The 17,376-nt window shown below is 65.5% G+C and carries 20 protein-coding genes and 3 pseudogenes; 19 read left to right on the top strand and 4 right to left on the bottom strand.

From position 1 onward, the window contains the following. Positions 1 to 606: 606 nt before the first annotated feature. The 6 genes from AB0D57_RS44650 (at position 607) to AB0D57_RS44625 (ending at position 6,782) form a co-directional block, all read left to right on the top strand. Positions 607 to 1,467, top strand: a complete 861-nt coding sequence (locus AB0D57_RS44650) for an ABC transporter permease (protein WP_362087993.1) — start codon at positions 607 to 609, stop codon at positions 1,465 to 1,467. Continuing rightward, complete coding sequence (locus tag AB0D57_RS44645; protein WP_362087991.1) at positions 1,464 to 2,261, top strand: ABC transporter permease; 798 nt, start codon at positions 1,464 to 1,466, stop codon at positions 2,259 to 2,261. The genes AB0D57_RS44650 and AB0D57_RS44645 overlap by 4 nt, the downstream gene beginning before the upstream one ends. After that, positions 2,254 to 3,069, top strand: coding sequence for an ABC transporter ATP-binding protein (locus tag AB0D57_RS44640; protein WP_362087989.1), 816 nt, complete (start codon positions 2,254 to 2,256; stop codon positions 3,067 to 3,069). The genes AB0D57_RS44645 and AB0D57_RS44640 overlap by 8 nt, the downstream gene beginning before the upstream one ends. 61 nt (positions 3,070 to 3,130) lie before the next feature. Then, positions 3,131 to 4,087, top strand: a complete 957-nt coding sequence (locus AB0D57_RS44635; RefSeq protein ID WP_362087987.1) for an ABC transporter substrate-binding protein — start codon at positions 3,131 to 3,133, stop codon at positions 4,085 to 4,087. Positions 4,088 to 4,227: 140 nt separating this feature from the next. Next, a complete protein-coding gene (locus tag AB0D57_RS44630) occupies positions 4,228 to 5,442 on the top strand; it encodes an FAD-dependent monooxygenase (protein ID WP_362087985.1) in 1,215 nt (404 codons plus the stop codon). A gap of 362 nt (positions 5,443 to 5,804) precedes the next feature. Further along, complete coding sequence (locus AB0D57_RS44625) at positions 5,805 to 6,782, top strand: hypothetical protein (RefSeq protein WP_362087983.1); 978 nt, start codon at positions 5,805 to 5,807, stop codon at positions 6,780 to 6,782. Here AB0D57_RS44625 and AB0D57_RS44620 read toward each other — a convergent pair. From AB0D57_RS44620 to AB0D57_RS44610, 3 genes are all read right to left on the bottom strand, one after another. Beyond that, on the bottom strand, positions 6,722 to 7,018 hold the full coding sequence (locus AB0D57_RS44620; RefSeq protein WP_362087981.1) for a replication-relaxation family protein: 297 nt from the start codon (positions 7,016 to 7,018) through the stop codon (positions 6,722 to 6,724). The genes AB0D57_RS44625 and AB0D57_RS44620 overlap by 61 nt on opposite strands. A 349-nt stretch (positions 7,019 to 7,367) precedes the next feature. Further along, positions 7,368 to 7,601 (bottom strand): hypothetical protein, encoded by a 234-nt coding sequence (locus AB0D57_RS44615; protein ID WP_362087979.1) that lies wholly within the window; start codon positions 7,599 to 7,601, stop codon positions 7,368 to 7,370. A gap of 180 nt (positions 7,602 to 7,781) precedes the next feature. Next, the gene (locus AB0D57_RS44610) at positions 7,782 to 8,621 is read right to left on the bottom strand and encodes an endonuclease/exonuclease/phosphatase family protein (RefSeq protein WP_362087977.1); all 840 of its coding nucleotides are present in this window, start codon (positions 8,619 to 8,621) and stop codon (positions 7,782 to 7,784) included. Between the two features lie 580 nt (positions 8,622 to 9,201). Here AB0D57_RS44610 and AB0D57_RS44605 point away from each other — a divergent pair. From AB0D57_RS44605 to AB0D57_RS44570, 8 genes and pseudogenes are all read left to right on the top strand, one after another. Beyond that, positions 9,202 to 9,366 carry a hypothetical protein gene (locus AB0D57_RS44605; RefSeq protein ID WP_362087975.1) on the top strand — a complete coding sequence of 55 codons (165 nt, stop codon included), beginning with the start codon at positions 9,202 to 9,204 and terminating at the stop codon, positions 9,364 to 9,366. Positions 9,367 to 9,481: 115 nt separating this feature from the next. Beyond that, positions 9,482 to 10,078: a hypothetical protein gene (locus AB0D57_RS44600; protein ID WP_362087973.1), complete on the top strand. Its 597-nt coding sequence runs from the start codon at positions 9,482 to 9,484 to the stop codon at positions 10,076 to 10,078. Positions 10,079 to 10,118: 40 nt separating this feature from the next. After that, the gene (locus AB0D57_RS44595; RefSeq protein ID WP_362087971.1) at positions 10,119 to 11,087 is read left to right on the top strand and encodes a hypothetical protein; all 969 of its coding nucleotides are present in this window, start codon (positions 10,119 to 10,121) and stop codon (positions 11,085 to 11,087) included. An 86-nt stretch (positions 11,088 to 11,173) separates the two neighbouring features. Next, positions 11,174 to 11,599, top strand: a complete 426-nt coding sequence (locus AB0D57_RS44590; RefSeq protein ID WP_362087969.1) for a hypothetical protein — start codon at positions 11,174 to 11,176, stop codon at positions 11,597 to 11,599. 126 nt (positions 11,600 to 11,725) lie between these two features. Beyond that, the gene (locus AB0D57_RS44585) at positions 11,726 to 12,109 is read left to right on the top strand and encodes a hypothetical protein (protein WP_362087967.1); all 384 of its coding nucleotides are present in this window, start codon (positions 11,726 to 11,728) and stop codon (positions 12,107 to 12,109) included. 755 nt (positions 12,110 to 12,864) lie between these two features. After that, a complete protein-coding gene (locus tag AB0D57_RS44580) occupies positions 12,865 to 13,458 on the top strand; it encodes a hypothetical protein (protein WP_362087965.1) in 594 nt (197 codons plus the stop codon). A gap of 123 nt (positions 13,459 to 13,581) precedes the next feature. After that, a pseudogene (locus tag AB0D57_RS44575) lies at positions 13,582 to 14,035 on the top strand (DNA primase); the annotation flags it as partial. 61 nt (positions 14,036 to 14,096) lie between these two features. Further along, positions 14,097 to 14,991 (top strand): IS5 family transposase gene (locus AB0D57_RS44570; RefSeq protein ID WP_362087997.1). Its coding sequence is split into 2 segments (ribosomal slippage): positions 14,097 to 14,843 and positions 14,845 to 14,991, totalling 894 coding nucleotides; the frame shifts between segments, so codons are not numbered across the junction. 42 nt (positions 14,992 to 15,033) lie between these two features. On the opposite strand, the gene AB0D57_RS44565 is transcribed toward AB0D57_RS44570, so the two are convergent. Further along, positions 15,034 to 15,417 (bottom strand): contact-dependent growth inhibition system immunity protein, encoded by a 384-nt coding sequence (locus AB0D57_RS44565; protein WP_362087963.1) that lies wholly within the window; start codon positions 15,415 to 15,417, stop codon positions 15,034 to 15,036. Positions 15,418 to 15,488: 71 nt separating this feature from the next. Between AB0D57_RS44565 and AB0D57_RS44560 the strand changes: the two are divergent. From AB0D57_RS44560 to AB0D57_RS44540, 5 genes and pseudogenes are all read left to right on the top strand, one after another. Continuing rightward, positions 15,489 to 15,880 (top strand): annotated as a pseudogene (locus tag AB0D57_RS44560) (helix-turn-helix domain-containing protein); the annotation flags it as partial. A gap of 8 nt (positions 15,881 to 15,888) precedes the next feature. After that, positions 15,889 to 15,990: pseudogene (locus AB0D57_RS44555) on the top strand (IS5/IS1182 family transposase); the annotation flags it as partial. Between the two features lie 31 nt (positions 15,991 to 16,021). Next, the gene (locus AB0D57_RS44550; RefSeq protein ID WP_362087960.1) at positions 16,022 to 16,357 is read left to right on the top strand and encodes a hypothetical protein; all 336 of its coding nucleotides are present in this window, start codon (positions 16,022 to 16,024) and stop codon (positions 16,355 to 16,357) included. Between the two features lie 205 nt (positions 16,358 to 16,562). Then, positions 16,563 to 17,243, top strand: a complete 681-nt coding sequence (locus tag AB0D57_RS44545; protein WP_362087957.1) for an IS5 family transposase — start codon at positions 16,563 to 16,565, stop codon at positions 17,241 to 17,243. Beyond that, positions 17,174 to 17,376, top strand: a 203-nt coding sequence (locus AB0D57_RS44540; RefSeq protein WP_362087995.1) for a transposase, incomplete at its 3' end; no start/stop codon positions are given. The genes AB0D57_RS44545 and AB0D57_RS44540, both read left to right, overlap by 70 nt.

Here is a 17,376-nt window from a genome sequence, read left to right as displayed (position 1 = left end):
ATCGGCTACCTCGCGCCGGTCGTCTTCGAGCAGAGATCAACTACGCTGGCCATCGCTGCATGACAACCGGTGTCCACGATCAAGGTGGAAGCCCCCTGTGCCCCTCCACCATGCTGCCGTCTTCACCCGACCGAGTCGGCGTGATGACCGGCCAGCGCAGGGGAAGCGGGTGGCACCGGCCGCGTCGTGGTCGGCCTGCAGAGTGGACCGTCGCCGTCTTCTGTAAGAACCTGCTGCTGAGGCCGACATGCCAAGGTATGAGCGGCTGGATTGCGCGGAGCGCTGACCCGGTCGCCGGAGAAGGCCGCGTGGCGCCCGGAGCCCCGGGGGTGGGGGAGCCAGCATTCCCAGCGGGCATCGGACACATCACTGCGGTAGGGACGGCGAACACTCACGCCTTACCCAACGACCCTCAACGCCGCCAGTCACAAAAACATCCCAGAACACCTACTACCTAGATCAGATGTCCTCTGAGTCCGGATGCCGACCATCTTCCCCAACCTCCCTACCGGGCCGGGGAATTGATCTCCGTCCATGGGATTGAGCATGGACACCGCTAGACAATACCGTCGCAGGTACATCGGTAGGGGGGCGGTGGAGGCGGACATGACTGCGGTGCGCGGCTCCGACTCCGCGAGCCGGCCGATTCGGCGTGCCGAAGACACGAGAGGTGCCGCGCGTGACGCCGGTGCGTGGCACAGGCCGGTGCGGGCTGCCAAGGGGATCGGGGGTGTTGTCGGGGCCGTCTGCGTCTGGGAGATCCTGCGCGCCACTTCGGTCCTGCCGGAGACCAACGCTCCGTCCGTAGGCGCGATCTCGTCCGCGCTGTTCAACGAGATCGGCGAGGGGCCGCTTGCCACGGCCGCGGCGCAGACCGCGTACCCGTGGGCCGTCGGCTTCGCCACCGCGGCGTCGATCGGCGTACTGCTCGGCACGCTGGTGGGACTCTCGCAGTGGGCGGATGCGGCCACCGGGCCGCTCTTCAACTTCCTTCGGCCGATTCCGGCGGTGGCGCTGGTACCGGTGGCCATCGTGCTGCTGGGACTCGGGCTGCGCATGCAGACCTTTCTCATCAGCTTCGCCTCGGTGTGGCCGGTGGTGTTCAACACACGTTACGGCGTGCGGAACGTGGATCCTCTCCACCTCGACAGCGGGCGGATCCTGGGACTGCGCCGACTCGCTCTCGTCCGGCGGGTCGTCCTGCCCGGCGCATTGCCGGCCGTCTTCACAGGACTGCGACTGGCCGCCTCCATCGCGGTGGTCGTCACCGTGGTGAGCGAACTGGTCGCCTCCGGTACCGGCCTGGGGCACTATGTCGACCTGCACCAGCAGGTCGGCGACATGCCCGAGGCGTACGCGGGGATCGTCGCCGCCGGGACGATCGGGTATCTCGTCAACGCCGCTGTTCTCGCGGCCGACCGCCTGACCGTCCGCTGGCGCGCCATCACGGTGGGAGGCGACCAGTGAGCCGCGTCCAGGGCCGGTCCCGCCGAGTCCGCCAGGCTCGCCGGGCCGTCGGCGTACTGACCACCCTCGCGGTACTGGGGATGTGGGAGGCGGTGGGGCGATCGGGCTCCGTCATGTTCCTGGAGCCGTTCTCCGTCGCCGCCCGCGGAGCCTGGGACCTCGTTTCCGGCCCCGGTCTGCGCCAGGACGTGCTGCCGTCGGCCACTCGTACCGTGGCCGGCTTCTTCGTCGGATCGTCGCTCGGCGTCGCCGCCGGCCTCCTGCTCGGTCACTTCCGTGCGCTCGACCCGTGGGTACGCCCGGTTCTGGAGTTCCTCAGGGCCGTGCCTCTCCCCGCCGTGCTCCCCGTGGCGGTGCTCGCCTTCGGCCCGAACTCCGGTACGCGGGTGGGTCTGATCGCGCTCGGAGCCGTGTGGCCCGTCCTGCTCAACACCATGGACGGGGCTCGGACGGTCGACGCGGGTTTCGTGGACGCGGCGCGTGCGGCGCACGTCGGACGGTGGCGGGTGGTGAGCCGGGTGATCTGGCCGGCCTGTCTGCCGCAGGTCTTCGCGGGTCTGCGGATCGCCCTCGGCATCTCACTGATCATGATGGTGATCAGTGAGATGGTCGCCTCGACGAGTGGTCTGGGCTTCTTCGTACTGCAGGCCCAACGGGCGTACGCCTTCCAGGACATGTACGCCGGGGTCCTCGTCCTGGGCCTGCTCGGTGGCCTGTTCACCCTGTTGTTCACCGTTGTCGAGTACCACGTGCTGGCCTGGTACGAGGGACAGAAGGGAATCGGCCGTGGCTGAGGGGGATCTCGCCCGGGACACCGGGGCGGCGTCCGGGCGCAGTGTGCTGGAGGTGGACCGGCTGGCGAAGGTGTACGCCGCGTCCCGCTCGTCCGCCACCGGCACCGAGGCGATCGCCGACCTGACGTTCAGCGCCGCCCGGGGTGAGTTCGTGGTGCTGGTCGGCCCCTCCGGATGCGGCAAGACGACACTGCTGCGCTGTCTCGCCGGACTCGACAGGCCGTCCTCCGGTGCGATCCGGCTGGACGGGCGGGCCGTGCAAGACGTACAGCATTCCCTCGCCGTGGTCTTCCAGGAGTACACGCGCAGCCTGTTCCCCTGGCTCTCCGTGCGCCGCAACGTCGAGTTCGGGCTGCATGCCCTGCCTCGCCGGGAGCGCGCCGCCCGGGTGGCCGACTCTCTGGGGCACGTCGGACTCACCGAGTTCGCGGACCACTATCCGTGGCAGTTGTCCGGGGGCATGCAGCAGCGCGTGGCGATCGCCCGGGCCATCGCCTCCCGGCCGTCCTACCTGCTGATGGACGAGCCCTTCGCCTCCGTGGACGCCCAGACCCGTGCCCAACTGGAGTCCATGGTACTGGAGTTGTGGCGTGAGTTCGGCTGGACCGTCCTGCTCGTCACCCACGACATCGACGAGGCGATCTTCATGGCGGACCGGGTGCTGGTCCTGTCGCGCCGTCCCAGCCGTGTGCTGCGCACGGTGACGGTGGACCTCGATCGGCCCCGCGATCAGGTGGAGACACGGGCCCTCCCGGAGTTCCAGCAGTACCGCAAGGAGATCTTCGGACTCATCGGCACGGCGGGATGAACGTCCACCCGCGCTCCCACTTCTGTCCCGGCTGAACAGCCCGGGTACATAGGAGGCACTCGTGAAACGGTCCCTGCCCGTGTTACTCGCACTTCCCCTGCTGCTCGCCACCGCTTGCGGTGACGACTCGCCCACCTCCTCCTCGTCCTCCAAAGGCCTCACGAAGATCACTGTCGCCAACGCGGCGGTGACCAACTCTGCCTCCTTGGTACTGGGCGTCGAGAAGGGTTTCTTCCGCTCCGAGGGCCTGGACGTGAAGCTCAAGGACACTCCGCCCGCCTCGACACAGGCCGCCGTCGTCAGCGGCGACGCGCAGTTCGGCTTCACCAATGTGCCGGCCATCCTCGCCGGCGCCTCCAACGGCCTTCCGGTGCGGATCGTGGGCCCCGCCGGCAAGTTCGCCCGCGACAACGACAAGGTGCACATCCAGGTCGTCGTACCGAAAGACTCCTCGATCCGCTCCGCCAAGGACTTGGAGGGCAAGAAAGTCGCGGTGGACACCCTCTACCAGCTGCCCCACCTGAGCTTCATCGTCTCGGCGCGGAAGACCGGCGTGGACACGGACACGATCAAGTTCGTGGAGACGCCGTTCCCGGCCATGGCCGACGCGCTCGCCAAGGGCCAGGTCGACGCCGCCGACCTGGCGGAACCCTTCCTGTCGGCAGCACTGCAGAAGGGAGACCGCAGCGTCCTGTCCAACGGCTCCGGTTTCGAACCGGAAACCGTGCAGACCATGTGGATCACCTCCGCCTCGTACCTTGCAGGGAACAAGGCCACGGTCGACAAGTTCACGCGGGCGCTGAAGAAGTCCAACGAATACGCCGCCACCCACGACACCGAAGTCCGACAGGCCATCACCACGTACACGAAGACATCCGAGCAGCAGAGCAAACAGCTCCTGATGCCGCACTTCTCGGCCACGACGGACCGCGACAACTTCCAGACGTACCTCACGACCCTGAAAGACCTGAAGGTCGTCAAGAACGACGTCGATCTGGACGAACTCTTCATCAGGTAGCCCCGCTGCTTCGGTGGACGTGGTGTTGTCGAGGTCTGCCCCGAGGCTCACCATCGGCGGCGGGGTCCCGCGGAGGTCTGCCGAACCCGTTCCCCGTATGCCGGCCATGTGCCGAGCGCCCGAACCGAGGAGCCGTGAGGATGACAGCGTCCACTACCGCACCGCCGAGGATCGCCGTGCTGGGCGGCGGTGTCGGTGGCCTCGCCACGGCGGGGTTCCTGCGCCGCGCCGGGCTGCCCAGCACGGTGTACGAGCAGGCGCCCCGTCTCACGGCGGTGGGTGCGGGGGTACTGGTGGCGCCGAACGCCGCCCGTCAGCTCCGCAGACTGAAGGTGCTCGACGTGTTCCGCGAGCGGGCGGTGCGGCTCGACACCGGCTGGGAGTTCAGGCGCTGGCAGGACGGGACGGTCCTGTCCTCGGAGGACCTGTCAGCAGCCTGTGAACGGCTCTACGGCGAGCACACCTACACCGCGCACCGGGCGGACCTGCTGACCGCCCTCATATCATCCGTGCCGGACGACAGCGTCCGGCACGGTCACGAATGTATCGGCCTGGACCACGAGGGCGACGCGCTGCGGCTCCACTTCACCCACGGGAGACAGGCCGAGGCCGACGTCGTGATCGGCGCCGACGGGCTCCACTCCGTCGTGCGCGGCACGCTTTTCGGCACCTCACCCGCGACCTACTCGGGTCTTTGCGCCTTCAGGGCCCTGGTGCCCGCCGAGCGGGCCCCGCGCTTCGCCCGCCGCCCGGCCCAGACGCTGTGGATCGGTCCCGACCACCACCTGGTCCACTACCCGGTCTCAGCAGGTGCGCTGGTCAACCTGGTTGCTGTCGCGCCCGCGGGCGACTTCACCGTCGAGTCCTGGGCGGCCACCGCCACTGTCGCGGAGTTCCTTGCCGAGTTCGACGGCTGGGACCAGCGGCTGACCGACCTCATCAGCGCCGCCGGTACGCCCGGCCGCTGGGCGCTGCTGGACCGGGCGCCCCTGTCCCGGTGGTCCGAGGCAGGAGTGACACTGCTCGGTGACGCCGCGCACCCGATGTTTCCCTTCTTCGCCCAAGGCGCCGCCCAGGCGATCGAGGACGCGGCGGTGCTGGCCCGGTGCCTGGCCGCCGGCATCGACGACCCGCCCGCGGCACTGCGCAGATACGAGCAGCTGCGCCTGCCACGCACCACCCGGCTGCAGAGCGTCAGCCGCGACCGCGCGCACAGCAACCATCTCCCGGATGGCACCGAACAGCAGGCCCGCGACAAGGCCTACGCCCGGCAGGACCCGCTCGTCGCCAACGGCTGGATCTACGCATACGATCCCGACGCCGAGCTGGGCGACTCGGAAGCCGCTCAGGAGTGAGGTGAACGGGCGACGGTGCGAGGAACAGCATCTGCGGCTGCACCGGATCCGGTCCGGCTGGGCGGAACAGCCGTGCCCTTCTCGGCGGTGGCGGCCGGACCGGTAATGGCCCGCTTGCGGGAGGCAGTTGTCGTTGCACAGTCTTGCCCCTGAACTTGGCGGCCCGAAGTCTCCCAAGCACCGCGCCACAGCATCAACAGTGGTTCCGAAGCTGTGAACGAACCCTTGCCGCCCGCCGTGAAAGGCTGCGCAACGAGGGTTCGTTCATGAGCCTGAGCGCGATTTTTGGCCTGCGATACCTTGTTCGGCGTGCACGCCGCCCCGGATATCAGTCGGCTTGACCTGGGGGTTAGCCTCAGCGGATGACTCCTGCGCCGCCACCGAAGGTCATCGCGCGCCACCGCGACGGCCGGATCCATGCCTACGTCGTGGACTCCGGCGCCTGCGGGACGCTGGAGCCCGCCGCGGTTTTCCAGCCCCGGGCCGGCGACGAGGTCGTGGAGTCGGTGGTCCGGCACGATCTGGAGCAGGTCGTGTACACGACGCTGAACGGTGTCGTCTGCCTCACACGTGCCGGCGACCTGGTGTGGGCTTCGGACTTCGAGCCGCACTCTGACGTACGCCATGGCCACCGGCCTGGGTGTGCGATGTCTCTGGACGGTCGGACGGTGTGGGTCTACCGTCCGGACGCGATGGCGGGACGCGGTGGCGGAGACCAGTGGGTCGTACACGACGCCGAGAGCGGTGCGATCCTCGCCCGCCGGGAGCTGGAGACGGTCGGGCACGGCGCCGGCCACCACGTGCACTCCGCGGACGGCAGCGTCTACCTCGACATCGGTGAGGGCCAGGACGGCTCCGTCATTCTCCGGGGTACGGCCAGGGCGGGTGGAGAGCCGGAGTTCGTGACGTACCCGTGGTCGGACCGCTGCCTGATCGACCTGGCGCCGTCCGGGCAGCAGTTCATGACCGTCGACCACGATCAGGCGGACGTGGCCTTTCACCACCACCCCAACGGGGACGTGCTCTTCACCCTCCCCGTCGAGGCCTTCGGGTACGACCCGGAGGAGTCCTTCGTGGAATGGAGCGGCGGCTACCTGACCGACGACACGGCCGTCGTCACCTTGGGCGGTGAGAGTCAGGACGAGGAGGAGTGGTTCCGCTACCACCTGGTCGACGTGCGCACAGGCATGCTCAGCGGTGAATTCACCGTCGAGGTGAGCAACCCGTACGAGCTGGTGCCCTTGGGCGACGGTTCCTGGCTCACCGACGGCCCCGACGGTCACCCCGTCCGTTGGTCTCGCGCTCCGCAGCCGCCCGTACCACCGCACCCGGCAGGTTGAAGGGCGGTCAACGCCTTGGGGCCGGCCAGTCTGGCCAGCCGCCGCCGGGTCTGCTCGATGTGCACCGCGGGGGCGATCACCCGGTGCATCTGCTCGGTGGTGGCCATCCGGTACTGCGTCAGCACGCCCAGCGCCAGCCGGTCCCCGCTGCCCACGTCCACGCCGATCATCACGGATCTGCTCGCTTCCCGTCCGGTGCGGCGCCGTCCTTGCCGGGCGCCGCGCGTACCGGTCACAGCAGCAGCCGGCCCCGACCAGACCACCGACCACGAAGGCCCGACCACGGTCACGAAGCGACAACGCCTCCGTGGACCAGGCCCACATCCCTTCCGACAACCCGGCCGACAACCGTCCGCACCCTCCGCCGCGCCTGTCCGCGAATCCGCAGGTCACCACGCTGACCCTGCCGTGGCCGGGAGGCCGACATCCCCTCTACGCCCCCGAGTCCACGCCCCACAGCAGGAAGAACAAGGAAGGTGGGTGGTGGGACAGGTCCCGGGCGGCCAGCGAGGGGATCGGGCGCCGCTGGTGTTGCTCGCGCGTCGGGCGGTGCCGCCGCGCTGCGCCGCCGTCAGAGCGGCGATGTCAAGTGGGGGACATCGGCGAGGGAGAGGTCAGGTCGATTGCTCTTTCCTGCGGCGTGGTGAACACGTACCCGTTGTGCTGCCACTCGACGCCTGCCGTGTCACGGTCGCGCTGCTGCTCTTCTCGGTGGCGTTTCAGCGACTGGAGGCAGCGGGCGGGGAGGGCGATGTGGCGCTCGGAGGCCCGGGTCTTGGTGGGCAACGTGGTGAGGCCGCCTGTGTTGGTGCGCAGCACACTCTGGGAACCCGGCCGCAGTCGGCGTCCGGACCGGGAGCCACCGACGGGAGAACAGCCCCTCGGCGTCCGGCAACTGACCGGACGGTGATGGCGCTGGGCAAAGTCACGAAGGCCCGGGCCAGGCCGAGTGGATCGTCGGCTCTCGCCATCGTCAGCCGAGCTGGCCAGGATGCCCACTCAAGTTGGGTCCAGGTCGGTGTGGAGCAAGTGGTGATCTGAGTACGGGGTGGGATGCACACTGTGCTCGAGGGGGATGAGGCCTCGCAGGAAGATGTAGTCGAACGTGCTGTGCCAGTCGGTGGTCGGCTTGCAGGTGTCGGTGGACGGGGGATGGCATGCGGGGTCTGTGTCCGTGGCCAGTGCCCAGATAGCGGCGAGTTCGGGGGCGTCGGGGACGGCGTTGAAGTCGCCGAGGACGATCGCGTGGTCATGCCGGGAGACGTCTTCGGCGAGTACGAGGGTCTGGTCCGCTCGGACCGCTTCTTGGCGTCGTTGGGCGAGGTGGGTGTTGAAGATGCGGACGGGCCGGCCGCTCACTGTGGTGGTGACGGCCAGGTACCCGCGGTCTTCGGATCCTCCGTCGGGGTATTCCACGTTGACGCGGTCGGTCATCGGTGCCGCGGAGAGGATCGCCTGGCCGTAGGCTCCCGGATGCCACGGCACTCCACCGCAGCGGCCCCAGTTGCGCAGAACCGTCCCGTACTCGACGTGGTAGACCAGCCCGTGAAGGTTCTCCAGATACTCCCGGATCTTCTCGACGTCACGCGCGCATGCTTCTTGCAGGCCGATGACCTGGGGCGCATAGGTGGAGATTTCCGCTGCCCGTTCGAGGTTGCTTTCCTCGCAGGGGTTGCAGATGTTCCACGTCATGACCCGGTTCGCTACGACGTCCCTGACGGCTCCGGCGGGCAGCGCCCGGGGAAAGAGGGCACCGCTCGGTGTACTGGGGCCGACGAGCGCCATGCAGAGCACGATCATGGCGCCCGCGAGTAACCGCGTGCCGCTTGTGAACACCATCGCCTCCTCACAGTGGATACGGACGGCAACTGTCGTCTTCGTGCACGAGGTTATGGGACGGGGTTGTCGCCGCCGCGTGCGGTGTGCCGGATCTCGTTGCGCTCGGACGAAGCCGCCGCCACGACCAGGTCGAGGTGAATCGTGCCGCAGCAGGTGCACACCGGTCGCTGAGATGGTGGACTCAGTTATTCCAACTCTCGGAATACCCCCAGTACCAGTGGAGACGTTCGCGCCTGCCCGACGTGACGGGGGAGTGAGTGGGAGTTTGACAGCAGCAAGTACTTCCGTGAGGCCATCGGCAGGCCATCCTCGCAGCTCCCAGCCCGCAACTTGCTCACCCACCCGCCACTTCCTTGAATCCCGGCCCGCCGTCGAGGGGCCGTCAGCACGGGGAGGGGGTCCTGGTGCTGTGCCGTCCACCCTTGATCGACTATGCGGCTTTCAGGGGGTGTTGTCAGCGGTGCCGCCTACGCTGAACGGGAGTGGCCTAATGCCTCCCGAACGCGGACGAAGCCTGCCCCACCAGGCGGCCGAACTCGGTGTGGGACCAGGGCTGAACACGCAAGATCGAGGAGGCACGATGCGGATCGACGAGGCGTTCGACGACTTCCAGAAGAGCGTTAACGAGGACATCGACCAGACCAGGCTCGCCCGGGATCGACGCGACCTGTTCAAGAAGGCGCTGGGCAGCGAACCCGATGTCGCCGAGGTCTTCGGCTCCGGCTCGCTGAGGGCTTCGGCGTAGTCGCCGGGCATCCGGTTCATGACGGTCTGCCAGGTTGATGGCCAGGGAGAGCGGCCGGCGGCACCGCCACGCCACAGCACACCCGCGTACGAAGGGCGTTGGACGGCACGGCGCAATGGCGCAGACGAAGTTCAACAGGAAGGTTGACGAGACCGCCGAAGCTCTCATGTTCGGCATCGGCCGGTTCCTGGGCGGCCGGGACATGGACGGGATGAAGCGGACCGACGCCACGTTCTTGCGTTCCGCCACCCGCGTCCGCCCGAAGGTGGAGGGGCGCGTCTCGCGTTCGTCGTACCGGGCCGGGTGGCAGCGCCTCACCTTCCGGATGACCTTCCTCAGCGCGGCAGACTCGGGCGGCTTCTGGACCTGGGAGAACCAGGAGACGGCCCGGGACCTGATCGAGCACCGGGACGCCACCCTCCAGGCGCTCCAGACGGGCGGGATCGGCGCGGCCTCCGCCGCAGCCGGCGGCCTGGCGTACGGGCTGCTGAACCGCGAGCACAGGGAGCTGATGCGGCAGTGGGTCGTCCCGCTGCACGAGGCGCTCACGCGGCCGCTGGTGGAGCAGACCGCACCACGCCACTATCTCCATGTCCCGAAGAATTTCAGCGACGACGACGCGGAGATACGCGTCGGCCTGCCGGTGCACCTGCGGTTCTCCCGCGACGAGGTCGCCGACCTCATCACGCAGAACTCGCCCTGGAGGGCGTGACGTTCTCCGGGCATCCGGACGCACGCCGTACGTGCTGGTGATGAAGACCCGCAAGCCCCCGGCGAAGGCCGCCTTCAAAGACGCCTCGGTGCGGGAGCTGGTGGCCAAGGCCGCGGAGTCCGCTCCGGTCATCGGGATCGGCGCCAGCGGCAAGCCGCTCTCGGTCGACCTGGACGCCGGTTCACCGCACATCCTGGGCAACGCCTCCGCCGGTGGCGGCAAGTCGGTGACACTGCGCTGCATCACCTGCCAGATGCTCCACAACGGCTCGCAGGCGTACATCCTCGACTACAAGCGGATCTCCCACCCCTGGGCGCGCGGCATACCCGGCGTCACCTACTGCGCCGACATCGCCGACATCCACGACGCGCTGATCGAGCTCGGCATGGAAGGCCGGCGCCGGGTGCGCGTCGCCGACGAACTTGGTATCGATGCCGACCCGGACGCCGTCGGCCCGCGGCTGCTGATCCTCCTTGAAGAGGTCAACGCCACGATGAAGCAGCTGGCCCGCTATTGGGAGCGGACCCGCGAGTCCGGCGACCCGAAGGTCTCCCCGGCGATCGACGCGCTCAACGAAGTCCTCTACATGGGCCGTATGCACGTGCTCCTGGTCGCGCAGTCCGCGACCGCTCGCGCCCTGGGAGGCCCGGAGGTCCGCGAGCAGTTCGCCACCCGCATCCTCGCCCGCTACAGCCTGAACGCCTGGCGCATGCTCGCCCCCGAAGTCCACCAAACACCCGGGCCGCGCCCAGGTCTACCTACGGCCCCTAGAGCCCTCGGTCTCACCTGGCCAACCCAAGACAGATTCCGATCAGCCAATCACCCTGGTGCTACTGCTGACCTCAATCGTCCGAGGCCCGTTGGTGTCACCTGGAAGCTCTTCCATCGATCCAGAATCCGAGCCAGAGTAGTAGTTGCCGGCAGGGCGATACCAGAATCCGGAAAGCGAAACCCTGTACTCGGTGAAGTATTGGCACCTGAGTGCGATGCCCAGATCTATTGCGAATAGATTGATAAAGTGCGGCAGCGGGATCCAGTTCCGCGCGCTCAATGCATAGCCTCTTTTGTTACAAATCCCTGAAGGGGAAATAGATAATGAAGAAGATTACTTCCACCCTGGCTGTGGTGGGCCTCTCTGTGGCTGCCGCTGTGGCCGCTCCGCTGCTCGCTGCGGCGCCTGCGTCAGCTACACCTGCTGCAGAGAACACCTCTTCGGGGTGTGACTATGTCTGGCTTTATTCGCAGGCGAACTATGGTGGAAGCCAGTGGTTCCACGATAGTTGCAACCGGGCACTTCAGGCTTACCCGATGCCCGTTAAGTCGATCATTAATAACGGCCCTGCCGGGTCTAGGCTCTGCGGAATCAGTAAGGATTCAAATAAGATATACGGCTTCCTTCCGGGGAACTACAATTACATCGGCTCGCCCTTCACCGATTCCAACTATATGCGCTCTACGGCCTGGAATGGCACTTTCATCGGAACTGACCCCAAGTCCGGCCCGATCTTCGTTAACTGCTAGATTTTCATTCCATGCAGGCATAGCGCATTAATCTAAAATAGACCCCGCAGTGGATAAGGCGGCAGCTTTATTTCACTGTAGAGAAATCCAGTATTTTTCTTTTTATTGCGATCGGAAAGGAACTCTGTGAAGCGTCTACTTACTGTGCTCGCCCTCACCGGCTCAGCCGTCATGGGTGTAACTGCAGTGACGGCCAACGCAGCCGAACCCACGGGGTCTGCTGCGGCCCACCTGGCCGAACCTAAGGGATCTGCTATCGATGCATATTTCTACACCCAGCCAAACTATGGTGGCGTTCAATCTCAGTGGTGGATTGGAGGTACCAACACCTTTTTCGAGCAACCTATGAAGTCCGTAATCAATCACACCAGCAAGGATATGTGTGGCTTCAATGATTACGACCACAGTATCAAGTACAAGTTTTGGAAGGGTGGTTCGTGGAACTACATCGGAGCCCCGTTCAGTGACTCTAAGCCTTTCATGTGGGCTAGTTGGATCATGAGTTGCTGAGCCTCTCCATCACGCGTTAACGCTTTATCGAATGGGCGAAATAGTTCCGCGCTGCCCCATTTCTTCCACTGAAATGGGGCAGCGCGGGGGATCAGTTAAGTACATTTGAGCGCATTGCTTGAGGTCTACTCGAAATAGTCACAATCCGCCGTTTTGGCTACCTTTAATTAGCCCGAAGTGGCTACAACTTTGTAGATACTAGATTTGTATCCGTCATCCACATATTTATGGTGATCTACTTGACCCGTGAAAATCAAAACGCTCTGGCTGAAGTCGTATCGAAGACTCCTAGGGTCGGATCCAAGCGGCGAATCCTCTTGTTTTCTACTGTCCTGGTGCTAGGTCTGTCTGGCGCCGTGGTGTCCGCAGCAACAGGAAGCGATTCCCCGACTCGAGTGATATCCGAGGATCTGATGACGGACACCTTGCGATCCCTACTTCCGGAAGGAAATGTTTCACGCGAACCTGGTCCGGACATGCCGGGATCACCGTCGTTTGCTCGGTCCGCCAGGCTGATATTCGATGACGGGCATTCCAAGTCATCCGTTGAAGTTTCGGTATCACGCCCTCCTCGTTCCTTCCTGAGTCTTTTGAATCAATGCCCTCTACGTTCGTACAATCCATATGACCGTTGCTATAAGAAGGCCATCGATGCTGATCGCAAACTAGTCGCAAACCGGGGTTATGTGGAACCTTTCGACCCTCATGGGGCAAAGCAGTGGACCGTGAAACTGCTAACCAAGGATGGAGCACTGGTGTCTGTCGTACAGGGTAACCAGGGGGCTGAAAAGCAGGGTGAGACCCTTGCGGCTTCGCTACCTTTGTCGATGGATCAACTCTCAAAAATTGCCACATCCAAGGCGTGGGAGTCGGTAATGGAAACACTGACAAATGATCCGACTGTTTCCAAGTCGCCGAGTGCTGGAAAGATGGCCGATCAAGAGATTTTGCGCAACCTGGAAAAGATGATTCCGGGGCGCCTAGAGATAATGAATCGGGAAGGTCGAACCGGTTATGTCGACGTTACGGTGAATGACGGACGAGGAGATTCCCTGCTGGCCGTGACTATCCAGAAATGGAAGCCCGGTAGTCAGGAGCTCGTGCCCTTGTTCCGCAATGGGAAGAAAATACCGGGCGGTGGAAAGATTGTTACCCGAATGGCCCCCGTTCAGGGCCAGTCCGACATCATGCAATGGGAAGCAGACGTTCTTTACGACGACGGACGCAGAGTTCTTATTTCGGAGCTTAACAGTTCCTCCTTTGGCACTCCCGCCACACGCAAGGATCCTGTCTTCTCGATGGAACAAATCAAGTCGATGGCCCTTGACAGGGGGTGGCGACAGAGCTGAGCTGCGAGGAGTTGCTAGCACTGGCTTGGCTCGGGATTGCTGCGATGTGTCACCGCTGGCATCCAGCAGAGCGGCGGTGACACAGCCCTGGTGGTGGCTTTCCCGGAGAGTGCTCAGGTCTTTACCGATCCTGCTGAATTGCATGGTCGTCGCGTTATCGTCTGTTCCGAAGTCAAACCCGGTGACCAGATCAAAGCCCGCCGCATGCGACAAGACTTCTTCAGTTTCGACCCTACGCATAAGCTCCTTCTGGTGCCGCATGCGACTGATCCCGTTTGAAAGCGTTGTTCCAGATCACCGGAGAATCGACAACCTTGCGGACATTGTCCTCACTGAGGAAGGTCCCGGCATCCTCGAATGGCTTATCGACGGTGCTCGCCGCTATCTCGTCTGCGACCGCGACCTGACAGGTCCTGAGCGGGGTCGTTTAGCGACCACTGCGTATGCCGAGACCGAAGACCACACAGGCCGGTTCTATGAAGAATGCTGTTCTCTGGGTCCTGTACTGCGAGTAGAAAAAGCAGCTCTTTACGCCGCTTACAAAACGTGGTGCCACAATGAGGCAGCACCTGTCATGTAATCGAGAGCATTCGCCGCCCGTGCCCGGGAACTCGTAGGACTGAGACCGCGTTTGAGATCTGCCGTGTCCCGTTGCTGAGGCGTTCGTTGAGCTCACCGTGAGCGGTGGTGGGGGTGGGTATCCGTCAGACTTGACGGATGAGCAGTGGGCGCTGGTGGAACCTTTGCTCCCGCCGTCGCGGGTGGGCCCGAAGGGCGGGCGTCGGGAGAAGCATCCTCGGCGACGGATTGTGGACGCGATCTTCTACGTGGTGCGGACCGGCTGTGCCTGGCGACAGTTGCCGAAGGACTTCGCTCCGTGGCCGACGGTGTACTGGTACTTCACCTGGTGGCACGACGGCGGCGCCGTCGAGCGCATCCACGATGCCCTGCGCGGCAAGGTCCGTGAAGCTGACGACCGCGACGTGGAGCCGAGCGCGGGTCTGATCGACTCGCAGTCCGTCCGCACGGCCGACACGGTCCCCGCGGCCACCAGAGGCTTCGACGCGGGCAAGAAGGTGAAGGGCCGCAAGAGGTGCATCGTCACCGACACCCTGGGTCTGCTCCTGGCCGTTCACGTCGTCGCGGCGAGCATCCAGGACCGCGACGGCGCAAAGCGGCCCTTGCTGTGGACCAGGCTCGACCACCCCAGCGTCAAGAAGGTCTGGGCCGACCAGGGCTTCGCCGGCCGCCTGGTCGAGTGGGCCGCACAGATCCTCGGCCGCGACCTGGAGATCGTCCGCAAGGACCCTGACCAGCGTGGTTTCCGGGTCCAGCCCAAGCGGTGGGCGGTAGAGCGAACGTTCTCGTGGCTCACCGCCCACCGGGCGCCTGGCCCGGGACTACGAGACCAGTCCGGCCCACGCCGAGACGATGATTCGATGGGCCATGATCGGCGTCATGGTCCGCCGGCTCACTCGGGGCCGTGCTGCGATGCGTCCCGGCCCACGACCGCTCGTGTGGCACTCCTCGTAGACAACCTGCCGGCTCCTCGCCGCGGTAGCTGCTGTCGGCGAGCTACAGAGCCAGAAACCTCTCAACCTCACGTTTCAGGGCAGGCGGCACGTCGGCCAACTCCGAGACGATCAGGCGGACATCCCGCTCGAGTTCGGGGGACTCGCTCCAGACCTCCGCACTTCTGGTGAGTACGGCGGCCAGCAGATCACCCTCGTACATGTCGCCTTCCGCCAGTGGGTCGATCCGGAGGGCCTCCACCGCCAGGGGCAGGAGATAGGCAAGGCCCACGTCTTGCCTGATCAATAGCCGCATGTCCTCAACCGTCAGGCCGCCGATCGGCTTGCGCCGAAGCTGGCGCACGGTCGCCATCAGCCGGGTTTCACCGCCCAACGGGACCGACCAACGGTCGCGCTCAAGCTCCTCAAGGGAGAGGTCACGGTTCACGAGTCGAGTCACCGACCGATCGTCCCATGCCAGATCTCAAACGCGGTCTGACGTCGCCCAGGGAGAAGTCGAAGCACGAGGCCGAGGGGCTCGGAGGGCTGAGGGAGAAGTCCCGGTGCCCGCGCACCAGCCCGACCCGGCTTCCCGCCGAGGTGGAGGCCCTGGTGTGTGAGATGCGCAGGGTGAACCCCCGCTGGGGTGCCCGCCGTATCGCGAGGTGGCGCGGACCGGCACTGGTGCCGCACCGTCGCGGGCGACGGTCCACCGGGTCTTGGCGCGCAACGGGCTCATCCGGCGCCAGGAGCAGAAACACCGCCGCAAGTACAAGCGGTGGCAGCGCGAGACGCCGATGCACCTGTGGCAGATGGACCTGGTCGGCGGGATCTTCCTGGCCGACGGCCGCGAGTGCAAGATGCTCACCGGGATCGACGATCACTCCCGGTTCGTCGTCATCGCCACCGTCGAACGGTGCTCAAGCAGTGGCGCGGCCTGGCCACTCGATATGACAAGACCGCCACCATCTACCTGGCCGCGCTCCATCTCGCGGGCATCTTCATCTGGTCCGCACGCTGACGCGAAGTCGCCGTGAGGACAGAATGATCTCGTGCTTCCTCCTCGACTGCTGTGGTGCAATCCTCGGCCCATCCCCCCGCTCAACCGGCGTGAGCCGGTGACGCAGATCGTCCGTGACCCCGGCTTCTACGAGCCGACTGATGAGGACGACTGCACGACGTTCTGGTACTTCTGCCAGTCCCATGACCGCGTCTACCGGCACGAGGCTTGCGGAGAAGGACCGCATCTTGTGGTCTTGCACTGCAAAGAGCACGGGCCCGAGAACATGTGGCCACAGCCGCTCATGCTGATGTTCCCCGAGGGGTTCGATCCCCTCCTGAGCGACGCGCAACTGGACTGGGTGCGGGCAGAGGACGACGCCGTCTAAGCATGATCCGAAAGAGATGCTCTAGCCCCACGCCGCAGCGAACACGTCGCCTGCGCGAGCGGCGATCGGGTGCTAGGCGCTGGCGAAGTCAGCTTCTACCGCGACGCCGGACGCTGGGCGGTGAACGAGGTCAGCAACCAGTCGACCGGCTACTGCCCGGACGTTGCCTCATGGCCGGCTGTCGAACAGGACGTACACCACAGCTGTGAACACCGCCCGTGGGAAGGTTCCACCGTGGCTCGTGACGGACGACTTGTGGGTGCGGATCGAGCCGCTGCTTCCGGTGCGGTCCCGGCGGGTGCGGAATCCGGGCCGACTGCCGCTGGATGACCGCCTGTGCATGCAAGGAATCTTGTTCGTGCTGCACACCGGCATCCAGTGGGAGTGGCTGCCGCAGGAGCTCGGGTTCGGCTCCGGGATGACGTGCTGGCGCCGGCTGCGGGACTGGAAACGAGGCCGGTATATGGGAGCGGCTGCACCAGGTGCTGCTGACCGAGCTGCATCAGGCCGGGAAGCTGGACTGGTCCCGGGCGGTGATCGACGGCTCGTACCGGCAGGCACGTCGGGGCGGCCCAAAACCGGGCCGAGCCCGGTCGACCGCGTCAGACCGGGCTCGAAACACCACGTGATCACCGACGCGCACGGCACCCCATTGGCCGTCACACTCACCGGCGGCACCCGGCACGACGTCACGCAGCTGTTGCCTCTGCTCGACGCGATACCCCACATCAAGGCCGCACCGGCCGGCCCCGGCAGCTGCTCGCCGACCGCGGCTACGACTACGACAAGTACCGCCGCCTGCTGTGGTAGCGAGGCATCAAGCCGGTCATCGCCCGACGCGGCACACCGCACGGCTCCGGACTCGGCACCGTCAGCTGGGTCGTAGAGCGTACGAACGCCTGGATCCACGGCTTCCGCCGCCTACGGATCCGCTGGGAGATACGCGACGACATCCACGAAGCGTTCCTCACCCTCGGATGCGCACTCATCTGCTGGCGACGCCTGAAGTCATTGCGATA

Origin of the sequence: Streptomyces sp. NPDC048275 (assembly GCF_040652275.1) — a bacterium.
Taxonomy (GTDB): domain Bacteria; phylum Actinomycetota; class Actinomycetes; order Streptomycetales; family Streptomycetaceae; genus Streptomyces.
Note: the sequence above shows the minus strand (reverse complement) of the source record. Positions and strands in the feature narration are given on the sequence as shown.

What these genes read in the sequence shown, in the direction of transcription:
- AB0D57_RS44605 (WP_362087975.1), top strand. Translation starts at nt 9,202, where the DNA reads ATGCGGATCGACGAGGCGTTCGACGACTTCCAGAAGAGCGTTAACGAG.
- AB0D57_RS44625 (WP_362087983.1), top strand. Translation starts at nt 5,805, where the DNA reads ATGACTCCTGCGCCGCCACCGAAGGTCATCGCGCGCCACCGCGACGGC.
- AB0D57_RS44610 (WP_362087977.1), bottom strand. Translation starts at nt 8,621, where the DNA reads ATGGTGTTCACAAGCGGCACGCGGTTACTCGCGGGCGCCATGATCGTG.
- AB0D57_RS44600 (WP_362087973.1), top strand. Translation starts at nt 9,482, where the DNA reads ATGGCGCAGACGAAGTTCAACAGGAAGGTTGACGAGACCGCCGAAGCT.
- AB0D57_RS44630 (WP_362087985.1), top strand. Translation starts at nt 4,228, where the DNA reads ATGACAGCGTCCACTACCGCACCGCCGAGGATCGCCGTGCTGGGCGGC.
- AB0D57_RS44650 (WP_362087993.1), top strand. Translation starts at nt 607, where the DNA reads ATGACTGCGGTGCGCGGCTCCGACTCCGCGAGCCGGCCGATTCGGCGT.
- AB0D57_RS44590 (WP_362087969.1), top strand. Translation starts at nt 11,174, where the DNA reads ATGAAGAAGATTACTTCCACCCTGGCTGTGGTGGGCCTCTCTGTGGCT.
- AB0D57_RS44595 (WP_362087971.1), top strand. Translation starts at nt 10,119, where the DNA reads ATGAAGACCCGCAAGCCCCCGGCGAAGGCCGCCTTCAAAGACGCCTCG.